The following is a 13,430-nucleotide window of genomic DNA, read 5'->3' as shown; positions in this document are numbered from 1 at the left end:
ACCGGGAAGTGCTGTATTAAGCTGCTTTGTTCTGGGAATACAAATATTGTTGAAACTCGATAAATACTTCGCTGATATTAGCAACGCTTCCTAATTGTGTCACAGCATCTCTAACAGTATGATATTTCAACTCTAACAGTTGTGGTAATTTAGCCCGATCTAATTCTTCTACTCCATCTTTAATATATTGATCTAGAACAAAGTCGAGAAACTCCTGCTGTTTACCAATATATCGAGAGAAAATTAAGGATTTATGGGCTAAAACTCGTTCTTTGCGGCTAATAGGTGTGGAATCATAAGCAATATAAGCTAATACATCATATAAATCACTTTTTTCAGCATTAATTAACCGACTAATTTCTGTTAATTGTTCTGAATCATAACCCTTTTCTGATAAACCTGCTAATAGGGCTTTACGAGTATCTGGACGACTCCAAATAGTTCTTAATTCGGCTTCATTTTTGAATAATTCGGGAATTTCCCCAAAAAGACGTTCTATAAATTCTTCCGCGCTCATGGGTTTACCGTCTGGACTCCAAAAGCTGGTAGATATCTGATGTTGAATAATCCGCTCTTTCCCATCAGCTAATTTAATTTTAATGGTTTTAGGAGTGGAAATTTCTATATCTTCTTTTGGATCTTGATCTGTTTTTCTGTCTTGATCAAATGGAGATAATTCCCGTTCTTTTCTGTGGGTAACTATCACAGGTTCTTGGGGTTCTCCGTCCCATTCAGGATCATTAAAATGCTCGTAAGCTTTGACAAAATCATAAATAGTAAAATAGTCTTTTCCATCATATAAACGAGTCCCCCGACCGATAATTTGTTTAAATTCAATCATGGAATTGATAGGACGCATTAAGACAATATTCCGCACATTGCGAGCATCAACCCCGGTAGAAAGTTTTTGAGAAGTTGTTAAAATAGTGGGAATATTTTTTTCATTATCTTGAAAAGTTTTCAGGTGTTGTTCTCCTAATTTCCCATCATTGGCTGTTACCCGTACACAGTAATTAGGATTATTACTAATTTTCATTTGATTGATTAGATCTCGCACTGCTAGGGCGTGATCTTGGTTAGCACAAAATACCAAAGTTTTTTGATTTTGGTTGATTTCTGTCATGAATAATTGCACCCGGTAGCGTTCCCGTTCCTGAATTTCAATAATGCGGTTAAAGTCGCTTTCAATGTAGGTTTTTTCTGCATCTATTGCACCTTCGATGACATCATCATCAAGGCTATAGGTATATTCATCTAGGGTAGTTTCGATTTGTCTGACTTTGAAGGGAGTTAAAAACCCGTCGTTAATGCCGTCTTTGAGGGCGTAGATATAAACTGGATCACCAAAATAAGCGTAGGTATCGGCGTTGTGTTCGCGTTTGGGGGTGGCTGTGAGTCCCAGTTGTACAGCGGGTGAGAAGTATTCTAATATGCCTCGCCAGGTGCTTTCGTCTTTTGCTCCTCCTCGATGGCATTCGTCAATAATGATAAAATCAAAGAAGTTGGGGGGATAGTCGTTAAATTTGGGAGTGGGATTACCTTCTTGATCTTTTCCGGTCATGAAGGTTTGGAAAATGGTAAAGAAGACGCTGCCATTTTTGGGGACTCGTTTTTTCTTGCGAATCTCTTCAGGGTCTATGCGGACTAGGGCATCATCAGGAAAGGCGGAAAAGGAATTGTAGGCTTGATTGGCTAAAATGTTGCGATCTGCTAAAAACAGGATTCGCGGGCGGTGTGTGGGTTTTTGACTGAGATTCCAGCGACTTTGAAACAGTTTCCATGCCAGTTGGAAGGCGATAAAGGTTTTACCTGTTCCTGTGGCCATTGTTAATAAAATTCGGTTTTGTCCTTGAGCTATCGCCTCTAAAACATATTTGATAGCATTATGTTGATAATATCGAGCCTCCCACGTACCGCTTTTGTCTTCAAAGGGGATAGCTGCAAATAAATCACGCCATGTATTTTCTTCCCTTCGACTCCCTTCGACTTCGCTCAGGGCAAGTCGCTCAGGGAACTCATTAAAGGTGGCTTCCCATAGTTCATGGGGGGTGGGATATTGATTTATATAACTTTCTTTCCCGGTGTGCATATCTACTTGATAGATGCCAATACCATTGGTAGAGTAAGCAAAGCGAGTTTGTAATTTTTCGGCGTATTTTTTCGCCTGTCCTAAACCTTCGGTATCTGGTAAGTCGCGTTTTTTGGCTTCAATAACGGCGAGTTTTTCCCCACGATAAACTAATACATAATCGGCGATGTCTGCTTTTGCTCGTTTACTGTTGCCAATTAAACGACCAGGGGCGATGACTTCGCGGCGAATACGGCTATTTTCGATAACTCCCCAACCTGCGGCTGTGAGGGCAGGATCTATTAATTCGGCGCGGGTTTCGGCTTCGCTCAACCTAAAGGTTTCGGCTTCGTTCATTATTTTTTGTCTGAATCAGGATTTCCAGGATTTGAGGATTTTCAGGATTGATTTACTTGTTTTCTGTCAGAAATAAATACTATTTGATTATATCAATAAACATCCTGTACATTTTTTGTCTGAATCAGGATTTCCAGGATTTGAGGATTTTCAGGATTGATTTACTTGTTTTCTGTCAGAAATAAATACTATTTTATTATATCAATAAACAGCCAGGACATTTTTTGTCTGAATCAGGATTTCCAGGATTAGAGGATTTTCAGGATTGATTTAAGTAAGTCGGCCCAATAAAATCGATATATGTTTAGTTTTGTAAAAACCGTGAAACACCCTATTTATAAGGTATTCGTTAATTTATATTTCGTTACATAGATTGATTTTTTAACGCCGACCTACTTACTCGTTTTCTGTCGGTAATAAATACTATTTGATTATATCAATAAACATCCTGTAAATATTTTGTCTGAATCAGGATTTCCAGGATTAGAGGATTTTCAGGATTGATTTCCTCGTTTTCTGTCGGTAATAAATACTATTTGATTATATCAATAAACAGCCTGTACATTTTTTGTCTGAATCAGGATTTCCAGGATTTGAGGATTTTCAGGATTGATTTACTCGTTTTCTGTCAGAAATAAATACTATTTGATTATATCAATAAACATCCTGTACATCCTTAAATCCTGAGCATCCTGATTCAGACAAAATATTTTTATCATCTTCTCTATTTTTCCCCTTTATCTGCGGTGAGTTCTCCTGTAAATGCTTTTTGTAGAATGGATTGTTTCAGTTCTTTTAATGCGGCGATTTTTTGGCGGTAGATGCTTTCGAGGCGGTTGGATTGTGACTCTAACTGTTTTAAATCTTCTATACAGTCTCTTTGTGTCTGAATTGGTGGTAATTCATTTATGGCAAGTTCACGAATATCTTTCATATTTACGTGCTGAACTGTTGCCCCTGTAGATTTAGCCAAGAGTCGTTTCTGCATGAGTGGATGCAGTAATAAGAAAGCTAAATATTGAGAATCTACACTCTTTTTATTTGGTCGTATTAGTACAGTTCTTTGTCCTAAACAAACTTTGTATCCTTCAGGAATAACACCAACATTTCCTGCGGGTGCTTCTCTTGCCAAAATTAAATCTCCTGGTTCTGGTTTGGCTCGTCTTGTCCAAAGTTCATAAATTTCTTCTGAAACACGATTTACATTGTCAAAAATTAGATAACCTTTACCAATATTAGGAGTACGAATTGATGGAATTCCTGTTTCTTGAGTAGGAGCAGTTTTGTGTTCACAGTCAACAATTAGATCGGTAACAGATGAAAGTGTTTGTGTTAAATTACTGGAGACTATAGGCAGTAGTTTTGAATTTAGATAACTTTCAAATAATTCACGGGCATTAGAGAGGTTTTTTTCCGTGTTACGAATCGCTCTATCAATCCCCTCAAATGCCTCATCTGCGATCGCCACAATCCGCTTTTGTTCGGGAAGTGGGGGAATAGGAATTGGAAAATCTCTTAAATAGCCTAATCCTACAAACTTTTGAGTAGTGCCTTTTGCTTCTCTTTGCATTTTTGATCGAACGTACTCAGTCTCAAGATAATACTTGAGAAAATAGCTACTTTGCTTTTTTGATACTTTGATTAAAGCAACATTTTTTATAGCAAATTCAGGCTCTACCTCAACAACAATTGGATTGCCGATAGTCCCAATCATTGCAAGGAGAATATCACCTTTATGTACAGCACTTCTCTCATTTATTTTTTTATAATCTACTTCTGAAATGTATTTGATGTTCTCAAAATTTAAACCGTTGCTTTTTAGGTTTTTCGAGGTTATCAGTGCATAACCTTCTGGCAGATATTTTGGTGAATCATGTGTTCCATCTCGTACATCATAAACCTCACCAAGTTTCTTAATTTCCCACCCCACTGGCAACTGTCTATTATCAACCATCAATTCCATCTCTCCACTACTCATCATTACTACCCTCCTGCCATAATCTTAACCGTTCAGCAATCTCTTCAGGACTAGGCAACTGCTCACGATAAGCATCAGGCAACTGCGGTACAATCGTATAAGTCGCCACCCCAATCGGACGGGATGCCGTTCGCAAAGCATATTCCACCACCGTTTTATTTTTATAACGACAAATAATCATTCCTATCGGCGGATTTTCACCCTCCATCTTTTCTTGACAATCCAAAGCCTCCAGATAAAATTCCATTTTGCCCTTATGTTCCGGCTTAAAATCACCTATTTTCAACTCAATTGCCACCAAACAGCGTAACCGACGATGAAATAATAGTAGATCAATAAAGTATTCCTGACCACCCACCTCCAGCCGATATTGATTACCAATAAACGCAAACGCACCCCCCAACTCAGACAGAAACCCCCGTAAATTCTGCACCAAAGACTGCTCTAAATCCCGTTCTGAATGTTGTTCCGCCAAATCCAGAAAATCAAAGGTATAGTTATCTTTAACCGCCAGCACCGCCTGTGCCTTGATATCATCGGTTACAGTGGCATCAAAATTGGTTTGATTCAGTAAATATTTCTCATAACTCTTATTATCTACTTGATGCTGAAGTACCGCTTTTGTCCAGCCATAACGAGCCGTAGCCCGGAGATAAAATTCCCGCTCCAAATCATCTTTACAGCGACTAAAAATAATCAGATTTTTCGTCCAACTAATTTCTCTAACCAATGGTTGGAGATTTGGCTTATCCACATATTCACCGTAAAACTGGCGCATAAACCATAAATTTGCCGCCGAAAACCCATTCCGTCCTGGAAACTCACCTTGTAAATCTCGCGCTAGAGTTTCCACCACAGATTTACCCCAGCCCAGGGTTTGCTGCTTGTGATGAATTAACTCGCCAATTTCCCAATATAGCCGCACTAATTCCCGATTTACACTGCGTAAAGCTGCCAATTGGCGATCGCGGATTCGCCGTTTAATCTCATAGCAGAAATTAGCATAATCCTGAGAACTTATCTCACTCACAGCATCCCCCCAATCAGAGCGAATATATTTCTAATCTTGTTCATAAGCAGCAATAAAATCATCCCGTGATATACCAGATTGAGTACAGATACTTCTGAGAGTAGAACCTTTAATAAGTTTATGATTTGGTAAAGTTAAAGGAGTATTTGTGCCATCAGAATTTTGTCTAATCATAGAAATATGCTCTTTCTCTCGTACTATTGAAAATCCAAAACTTTCAAGCACCTTAATCACTTTTGCTTTAGGAGCATCAACCGGAAACCTTGTCATTATACCGTTGCCTCTGCCACAAAAGCCTCTAGTATTGAAGATTCAGATTCAAGCACCGATTCTCCAAAAGTTTCAATATGAAATAAAATAGCCGAACGCACATCATTTAAAGCCTCTTCATAAGTATCACCCTCACCCACTACAACCCCCTGAATACCTAAAGGATAAGCAACATAACCATCAGGGTGTTTTTCGACAATGATTTTGATATTTTTCATAGTACCTTAGAACAAAAAAAAGACACCAAAAATAAGCCTAACACAGTCCATCAACTGTTAACTGTCAACTGTAAAATACTTGCCAAAATCTCCGCACTTTCCCCATCCAAAACTGCAATTTCATCCAAAATATCCTGGGGTTCTCGTAAAGCTACTTCCTCAGCCTTATGCGGATTTTTCACCGACAGATCAAAACTCTCCTGATCAATATCCGTAACATCCACCAACCAAGACTTTTCCGATTCCGAAAAAGTGGATTGTAACTCCACAAACTCCTGTAAATCATCATCATTCAGGGAATTAGTTTTCCCCATATTCCGCCCCGGATCTAATTGATAATACCAAATTTTCCGAGTTGCCATTTGTTCATTTATAGACTTCCCTTGATTAAAAATCGGTGTTGTCTGAATCGCGTCTACAGGTTCTCCCTTTTCAAAGAATAAAACAACAGTTTTCACCCCCGCCCCGACAAAAGTCCCCCCAGGACAATCTAAAATAGAATGTAAATTACAACTACTCAAAAGCTCTTGACGCAAAGCCCGCGAAGCATTATCAGAATTAGAAAGAAAGGTATTTTTAATAACTACCGCCGCCCTACCGCCAACCTTCAACATTTTGATAAAATGCTGCAAAAATAAAAACGCCGTTTCCCCAGTTTTAATATTAAAATTATTCTGTACTTCCTTCCGTTCCTTCCCTCCAAATGGCGGATTTGCTAAAATCACATCAAAACGATCTTTATCTTGAACATCACTAAGATTTTCCGTCAAAGTATTAGTATGAATAATATTCGGCGCATCAATGCCATGTAAAATCAAATTCATTATCGCAATGACATAAGCCAAACTCTTCTTTTCCTTACCCGTAAAAGTATTTTTCTGGAGTATTTCCAGTTGTTTAGTAGTTAATTTACCCTGTCTTAAATAGTCGTAACTTTCACATAAAAAACCCGCAGAACCACAAGCACCATCATAAATTTTTTCCCCAATTTTCGGCTTAACAACCTGAATCATTGCCCGAATTAAAGGACGTGGTGTATAATATTCCCCACCATTACGCCCCGCATTTCCCATATTCTTGATTTTCGCTTCATAGAGATGGGATAACTCATGTTTTTCCTGTTGGGATCTAAATCTTAATTCATCAATATATTCCAAAGCATCCCGCAAACTATAACCACTTTGAAACCTATTTTTAATTTCGCTAAAAATCTCACCAATCTTATATTCTATCGTATCTGGACTAGTAGCCCGTTCCTTAAAACCCTGTAAATATGGAAATAACTTGCGGTTGACATAATCAATCAAATCATCACCAGTCAGCGCATGATTTTGATCTAATTTCCCATTTTGATCTTTAGGTGCAGCCCAAACAGACCAACGATGGGTTTTATCAATGATAAACTGATATGATTCCCCCGTTAACTCCGCTTTTTCTGCCTTTTCCTGCTCCAAATCATCCAAATACTTCAAAAACAGCAGCCAAGAAGTTTGCTCAGTGTAATCTAATTCTGTAGTACAACCTGCCTCTTTCCAGAGAACATCATCAATATTTTTAAAAGTTTGCTCAAACATTTAGCTTTATTCTAGAACTTCTATTATTAATAACCTGACTAAAATTCTACACCTACAAGGTTAAATAAAAATCTTAACCTTTGCGCCTTTGCTCCTTTGTACCTCTGCGCGTTCGCGCAGCGTGCCGTAGGCATAACATAATTCATGCAGCCATAAATTGTTGTATAGTTAATTTATAATCATCGATTTGACTTGAAAAACAGCCACCACGACAGATAAAGTCCAAAATCGGGATGACTGGATTCGAACCAGCGGCCCCTTCGTCCCGAACGAAGTGCGCTACCAAGCTGCGCCACATCCCGCCACAAAAATGGCAATTTAACTCTAGAATATCACAATCAGCAGAAAATAACAAACTTTCTCTTTTCCACAAAGGTCTTTGCTTGCTACCATAAGATTTGTATAACTAAAATGGTAAAAGTAGACTGTGACTGTAAAACCAGACTGGTTGCGAGTAAAAGCGCCTCAATGGGAGCGTGTTGGTAACGTTAAAGAAATTTTGCGGGATTTAGCCCTGAATACCGTTTGCGAAGAGGCTTCCTGTCCCAATATTGGGGAATGCTTCAACGCGGGTACTGCCACATTTTTAATTATGGGTCCAGCTTGCACCAGGGCTTGTCCTTACTGTGATATTGATTTTGAAAAGAAACCCCAAGCATTAGATCCCACCGAACCGACACGACTAGCGGAAGCAGTGCGGCGAATGCAGCTTAATCACGTCGTGATTACTTCCGTTAACCGAGATGATTTACCTGATGGTGGTGCATCTCAATTTGTCCACTGTATTAATGCTATTCATGAAGTTTCGCCTCATACAACAATAGAAGTATTAATTCCCGACTTATGCGGTAATTGGCAAGCTTTAGAAATCATTCTCCAAGCTAAACCAGAAGTAATTAACCACAACACAGAAACCATCTCCCGCTTATACCGCCGTGTGCGTCCCCAAGGAAATTATGAGCGGACAATGGAATTATTACAGCGCTCGCGCCAAATTTCTCCCAGCACTTACACCAAATCTGGTATTATGGTCGGCTTGGGTGAAACAGATGCAGAAATTCGCCAAGTCATGGAAGACCTACGAAGAGTAGATTGTGATATTTTGACAATTGGGCAATATCTCCAACCCAGTCAAAAACACTTACAAGTATCTGATTTTATCACACCTGAGCAATTTGCCGCCTGGCAAACTTTTGGGGAAGAACTAGGATTTTTACAAGTTGTTTCTTCACCCTTGACAAGAAGCTCCTATCATGCAGAGCAAGTCAGAGAATTAATGAAACGTTATCCCAGATAGTCAGTGGTCAGTTGTTCTACCCCAATCACCAATCACCAATTACCAATTACCAATGACCAATCACCAATCACCAAATTCAAAATCTGTCGTTATTCTTGGTGCGGGGGCTTGGGGTGCAGCCTTGGCTAAATTAGCAGCAATTAATGGACATCAGGTGCATTTATGGTCACGTTCTGACTCGCAACCTCTAGAAAAAGTATTAGAAAATAAAAATGCTCAAATAGTCTTGTCGGCTATTTCTATGAAAGGGGTCAGAGATGTGGCCTCTATGGTGCAATCTTGCCCCCTGTCTCCACAGACAATCTTTGTGACTGCAACTAAGGGACTAGAACCACAAACTACATACACACCTTCGCAAATTTGGCAAGCAGCTTTTCCTAATTCTCCTGTTGTGGTCTTATCGGGTCCGAATTTATCCCAGGAAATTGCCCAGGAATTACCAGCAGCAACGGTAGTAGCGAGTAAAAATACCAAAGCTGCCCAAACAGTCCAATTGGTATTTTCCTCCAGTCGCTTTCGTGTCTATACTAACCCTGACCCTGTGGGCGTAGAATTAGGAGGAACACTGAAAAATGTGATAGCGATCGCCGCTGGTGTATGTGATGGGTTACACTTAGGCACAAATGCCAAAGCTGCCCTAGTCACCCGTGGGTTAACCGAAATGGTACGAATCGGTAATACTTTAGGTGCGAAAACGGAAACATTTTATGGTTTATCTGGTCTAGGGGACTTATTAGCAACCTGCAACAGCCATTTAAGCCGTAATTATCAAGTTGGTTATCAATTAGCCAATGGACAAACGCTGCCTGGAGTTCTGGCAAATCTTCCAGGTACAGCCGAAGGTGTGAACACTTGTCGGGTATTAATGGAAATTGCCCAACAACGAGGTATTGCTATTCCCATTACTGAACAAGTTTATCAACTACTTGAAGGAGCAGTTACACCCAGACAAGCGTTAGATAAACTGATGATCCGAGATATCAAACCTGAATTTGATAATTTTCCCACAGAACAAATCTGGTAAATAAGGGAGAAATGCTGACAGGATAAGGTGTCCAATTAAAATTAAATGACTACCGCAAAATCCCTAGAAAAAATTTGTCAAATTGTCAGGAAATTACTTTTTGAGTGATGTAAATATGACTATGTAGTTTATAAACATCATCATAATTAGAAGTGAGTTTATAATCAGTTAAAAAAATAACCGTTAATATTCCTAAACATGGTATTATTGACCAGTTAAATCATAATTGAAAATCTGGCTAAAGATTTCCATAGCTATTTGTTTAATCACACGGATATTAGCAACAAACGACTCATTGAAAATTAGTACAAAGTTTTGCAAAGAATTGTACATCGAAACCCAAATCGTGTTATTTGATGACGAGTTACGGAATAGCAACAGTTGATTAGATAACCGTAATTTTAGCTAACCATAATCTATTGTTACCTGGAGTAATTTGAGACATCATGCCAGCAACATCCTTTTATAAAAATGCCGCCCACGACGGGCAAAATCCTAGTCCACCTTTGGATATTGAAATCAATAATGATGATGATTTGCCAGATTTAGACATGGCTACGATTGAATCTGATTTAGCTTTAGCCGCGCAAAGTACCAGACGCAGTACCGACTTAGTGCGTCTCTATCTGCAAGAAATTGGCCGAGTCCGGTTATTGGGACGAGATGAGGAAGTTGCTGAAGCCCAAAAAGTACAGCGATACTTACGAATGCGATTAATGCTTAGTGCTGCTGCTGCTGAAGGAGATGCTGTAATTATCCCCTATTCGCGGTTAATAGAGGTACAGGAGCGGTTGAAAGCGGAATTAGGACACCGCCCTTCTTTAGAACGGTGGGCGACTACTGCGGGCATAAGTTTACCTGATCTTAAACCTACCCTAGCCAATGGCAAAAGACGCTGGGCCGAAATTGCTAATTTAACAGTAGAAGAACTAGAACAAGTTCAAACTCAAGGACTGCAAGCCAAATCCCACATGATTAAGGCGAATTTGCGTTTAGTGGTATCTGTCGCTAAAAAGTATCAAAATCGGGGTTTGGAATTGTTGGATTTGGTTCAAGAAGGGACTTTAGGTTTAGAACGAGCCGTGGAGAAATTTGACCCCACGAAGGGCTATCGTTTTAGTACCTATGCTTACTGGTGGATTCGTCAAGGTATTACCAGGGCGATCGCTACTTCTAGCCGGACTATTCGCCTGCCTGTTCATATTACCGAAAAGCTCAACAAAATTAAAAAGGCGCAACGGAAAATTGCCCAAGAAAAAGGTCGTACCCCGACTTTAGAAGACCTGGGAATTGAGTTAGATATGACACCTGCCCAAGTGCGGGAAGTATTATTGAGAGTTCCTCGTTCTGTGTCTTTAGAAACCAAGGTAGGGAAGGATAAAGATACTGAATTAGGAGAATTGTTAGAGACTGATACGATTACTCCAGAGGAGATGTTAATGCGGGAATCTTTACATAAAGATTTGCATAGTCTTCTAGATGATTTAACTGGTCGGGAACGTGATGTAATTTCAATGCGCTTTGGCTTATCCGATGGTCATGCTTACTCTTTAGCAGAAATTGGCCGCGCCCTTGATTTATCACGGGAAAGAGTCAGACAAATTGAATCCAAGGCTTTGCAAAAACTCCGCCAACCCAAGCGCCGTAACCTAGTCCGCGACTATCTAGAGTCATTAAGTTAGGAGGCAGAAGGCAGGGGGCAGGAGGCAGGAGGCAATAGAAAGATATTTTCTACTGACAACTGACAATCAGCAAATATTCTCAATAGGCAATGATTGTTGCAAATCAACCCCAACATTTGTTATATTCTCAATTAATGAGCTTTGTTGAGAAAATTTAGTATGACTGTCTACACAACTGGTTCACTCAAGGCGGAATTAAACGACCGTGGCTGGCGTTTAACTCCACAACGCGAAACAATTCTGCATATTTTTCAAGAACTCCCCCAAGGTGAGCATTTAAGCGCAGAGGATTTATATCATCGCTTAGAAGCTGACAGTGAAGGAATTAGTTTATCAACTATCTATCGCACTTTAAAGTTGATGGCGAGAATGGGGATTTTGCGGGAGTTGGAATTAGGTGAAGGGCATAAACATTATGAAATTAACCAGCCTTATCCCCATCACCATCATCACTTAATTTGTGTCCGCTGTAATTCGACTATTGAGTTTAAAAATGACTCAATTTTAAAGATTGGCGGAAAAACAGCCCAAAAAGAAGGTTTCCATTTATTAGATTGTCAAATGACAATTCATGCTGTATGTCCTAAGTGCCAAAGGGCATTAATGCCTATTTAGATAACTAGGAACTTGGTATTATAGGGTTCCTTTTAGGAACTACGGTCAGAAACGGTAAGTTCTACCGAGATTGCCTGTGGAGCGGAAAAACCTCTTAGAAGCCATTCTAAGACCGTGATGAAGCAGGAAGTAAACACTAAGGTTATCGCTGTCCAGATGTGTCTAGACTTTGGTAATTTTGGGTAAGTTTTATAGAACGGATAGACATCTGCAATTTTGGAAGATGAATCAAGTAGTGCGGGAATCTAACTGCATTGAAAAAGCGGGATTAAAAACTTCCGCTTTTAACATCTTTAAGGCTGATACCATAAAATTCTTGAGCGCGACTAATTGCTTTTTTGGTATCAGATGCCATCATGCCGTTGATTTGACCTTTATAGAAACCTTTTTCATGTAGTCGTCTTTGAATTTCTAAAGTGGTAAAATCACTTTTGGCAGAATTTTTAACTAAACTATATAACTTAGAACGGGTGGTTTGTCCAGCCATACCACTAGCTTCTAGTTTGTGCTGTTTTTGAAAGCGATTTACAGCATCAACTGTGTTAGAACCATAGTAACCATTGGGCTGATTTTTTAAGAATCCGGCTATGATTAATTGTTCTTGGAGAATTCTGACGGCTTCACCGCGATCGCCTAAACTAAGTGTATCTTGATTATCTGATTTTTGGGAAGTAGTTATGTCATTTTCATCAGTCACCGCTGGTAATTTCGCTAATGTGGATTTACCAACAATGCCATCAACTGTGAGGTTATAAGCTTTTTGGAATCGTTTGACAGATTCTTGAGTAATTGGCCCAAAAATCCCTGTGGAATTGCCATAATAGAAACCAGCGATTTTCAAGCGTTCTTGTAAAACTTTGACATCGGTACCTTCATCACCTTTAACAAAGAAATTGGGGTTTTTGCGTTTGTTGCTCACAGAAATGATATTATGTGGCGTAGTGCGGGTTGTAGGGGCTGTACTGATAAATTGTTTGTTGCTTATTTCAACCTGAGATGTCGAATTTTGTGCTAGATTTTTCACAACATCACCGTTATTTTCGGTTTCAACCTGAGATGTCGAATTTTGTGCTAGATTGCTGACAGAATTGCTGTTATTTTCGGTTTCGAGTGCGAAAACACTACTAACACTATTAAGAATAGATAAAGTAAGAACCAGAGGAATCATGTATTTCCACGCATTGCTGGAAAAGAGTTGCCAATTTGGTGCTGCTGCTTTTTTGAATAAAGAACTGAGAGATATTAACTCAGTGGGTTCTATGTCTTCATTGGCAAAGGCTAAATGTAAATACGCAAGGTTTTCCATGTTCGTTTCCT

At 39.4% G+C, this 13,430-nt stretch carries 11 protein-coding genes and 1 tRNA gene; 4 read left to right on the top strand and 8 right to left on the bottom strand.

Translation table 11 applies throughout. The annotated features are described in order from the left end of the window. Nucleotides 1-16: 16 nt before the first annotated feature. The 7 genes from hsdR to BMF77_RS02210 all read right to left on the bottom strand — a co-directional run bounded on the left by hsdR (nt 17) and on the right by BMF77_RS02210 (nt 7,797). Nucleotides 17-2,401: an EcoAI/FtnUII family type I restriction enzme subunit R gene (hsdR, locus tag BMF77_RS02240; RefSeq protein ID WP_148766749.1), complete on the bottom strand. Its 2,385-nt coding sequence runs from the start codon at nt 2,399-2,401 to the stop codon at nt 17-19. 748 nt (nt 2,402-3,149) lie between these two features. Further along, nucleotides 3,150-4,406 (bottom strand): restriction endonuclease subunit S, encoded by a 1,257-nt coding sequence (locus BMF77_RS02235; RefSeq protein WP_246863047.1) that lies wholly within the window; start codon nt 4,404-4,406, stop codon nt 3,150-3,152. Then, nucleotides 4,396-5,433, bottom strand: coding sequence for a YhcG family protein (locus tag BMF77_RS02230; RefSeq protein WP_148760311.1), 1,038 nt, complete (start codon nt 5,431-5,433; stop codon nt 4,396-4,398). Before BMF77_RS02230 ends, BMF77_RS02235 begins: the two co-directional genes overlap by 11 nt. Before the next feature lie 30 nt (nt 5,434-5,463). Next, entirely contained in the window at nt 5,464-5,703 is a 240-nt protein-coding gene (locus BMF77_RS02225; protein WP_148760309.1) for a type II toxin-antitoxin system HicA family toxin, read from the bottom strand. Continuing rightward, nucleotides 5,703-5,921, bottom strand: coding sequence for a type II toxin-antitoxin system HicB family antitoxin (locus tag BMF77_RS02220; RefSeq protein ID WP_039204653.1), 219 nt, complete (start codon nt 5,919-5,921; stop codon nt 5,703-5,705). The genes BMF77_RS02225 and BMF77_RS02220 overlap by 1 nt, the downstream gene beginning before the upstream one ends. 50 nt (nt 5,922-5,971) lie before the next feature. Continuing rightward, complete coding sequence (locus BMF77_RS02215; RefSeq protein WP_148760307.1) at nt 5,972-7,495, bottom strand: N-6 DNA methylase; 1,524 nt, start codon at nt 7,493-7,495, stop codon at nt 5,972-5,974. Between the two features lie 228 nt (nt 7,496-7,723). After that, nucleotides 7,724-7,797, bottom strand: a tRNA-Pro gene (locus tag BMF77_RS02210). Between the two features lie 125 nt (nt 7,798-7,922). Here BMF77_RS02210 and lipA point away from each other — a divergent pair. The 4 genes from lipA to BMF77_RS02190 all read left to right on the top strand — a co-directional run bounded on the left by lipA (nt 7,923) and on the right by BMF77_RS02190 (nt 12,113). Beyond that, entirely contained in the window at nt 7,923-8,792 is an 870-nt protein-coding gene (gene lipA, locus BMF77_RS02205) for a lipoyl synthase (protein ID WP_148760305.1), read from the top strand. A 52-nt stretch (nt 8,793-8,844) separates the two neighbouring features. Next, nucleotides 8,845-9,816, top strand: a complete 972-nt coding sequence (locus BMF77_RS02200) for an NAD(P)H-dependent glycerol-3-phosphate dehydrogenase (RefSeq protein WP_148760304.1) — start codon at nt 8,845-8,847, stop codon at nt 9,814-9,816. A gap of 446 nt (nt 9,817-10,262) precedes the next feature. Further along, on the top strand, nt 10,263-11,498 hold the full coding sequence (gene sigC / locus BMF77_RS02195) for an RNA polymerase sigma factor SigC (protein ID WP_148760301.1): 1,236 nt from the start codon (nt 10,263-10,265) through the stop codon (nt 11,496-11,498). A gap of 159 nt (nt 11,499-11,657) precedes the next feature. Next, on the top strand, nt 11,658-12,113 hold the full coding sequence (locus BMF77_RS02190; protein WP_148760299.1) for a Fur family transcriptional regulator: 456 nt from the start codon (nt 11,658-11,660) through the stop codon (nt 12,111-12,113). Nucleotides 12,114-12,381: 268 nt separating this feature from the next. Here BMF77_RS02190 and BMF77_RS02180 read toward each other — a convergent pair whose 3' ends face one another. Further along, a complete protein-coding gene (locus BMF77_RS02180; RefSeq protein WP_148760297.1) occupies nt 12,382-13,419 on the bottom strand; it encodes a peptidoglycan-binding protein in 1,038 nt (345 codons plus the stop codon). Between the last annotated feature and the right edge of the window lie 11 nt (nt 13,420-13,430).

The organism is Dolichospermum sp. UHCC 0315A, assembly GCF_008121535.1.
Taxonomy (GTDB): Bacteria; Cyanobacteriota; Cyanobacteriia; order Cyanobacteriales; family Nostocaceae; genus Dolichospermum; species Dolichospermum lemmermannii.
The sequence above is the reverse complement of the archived record's forward strand: the minus strand, read 5'-3'. Positions and strand labels throughout refer to the sequence as shown.

Coding starts and splice junctions, on each gene's coding strand:
- BMF77_RS02235 (WP_246863047.1), bottom strand. CDS start 4,406: ATGATGAGTAGTGGAGAGATGGAATTGATGGTTGATAATAGACAGTTG.
- BMF77_RS02225 (WP_148760309.1), bottom strand. CDS start 5,703: ATGACAAGGTTTCCGGTTGATGCTCCTAAAGCAAAAGTGATTAAGGTG.
- BMF77_RS02220 (WP_039204653.1), bottom strand. CDS start 5,921: ATGAAAAATATCAAAATCATTGTCGAAAAACACCCTGATGGTTATGTT.
- BMF77_RS02215 (WP_148760307.1), bottom strand. CDS start 7,495: ATGTTTGAGCAAACTTTTAAAAATATTGATGATGTTCTCTGGAAAGAG.
- BMF77_RS02200 (WP_148760304.1), top strand. CDS start 8,845: ATGACCAATCACCAATCACCAAATTCAAAATCTGTCGTTATTCTTGGT.
- sigC (WP_148760301.1), top strand. CDS start 10,263: ATGCCAGCAACATCCTTTTATAAAAATGCCGCCCACGACGGGCAAAAT.
- BMF77_RS02190 (WP_148760299.1), top strand. CDS start 11,658: ATGACTGTCTACACAACTGGTTCACTCAAGGCGGAATTAAACGACCGT.
- BMF77_RS02180 (WP_148760297.1), bottom strand. CDS start 13,419: ATGGAAAACCTTGCGTATTTACATTTAGCCTTTGCCAATGAAGACATA.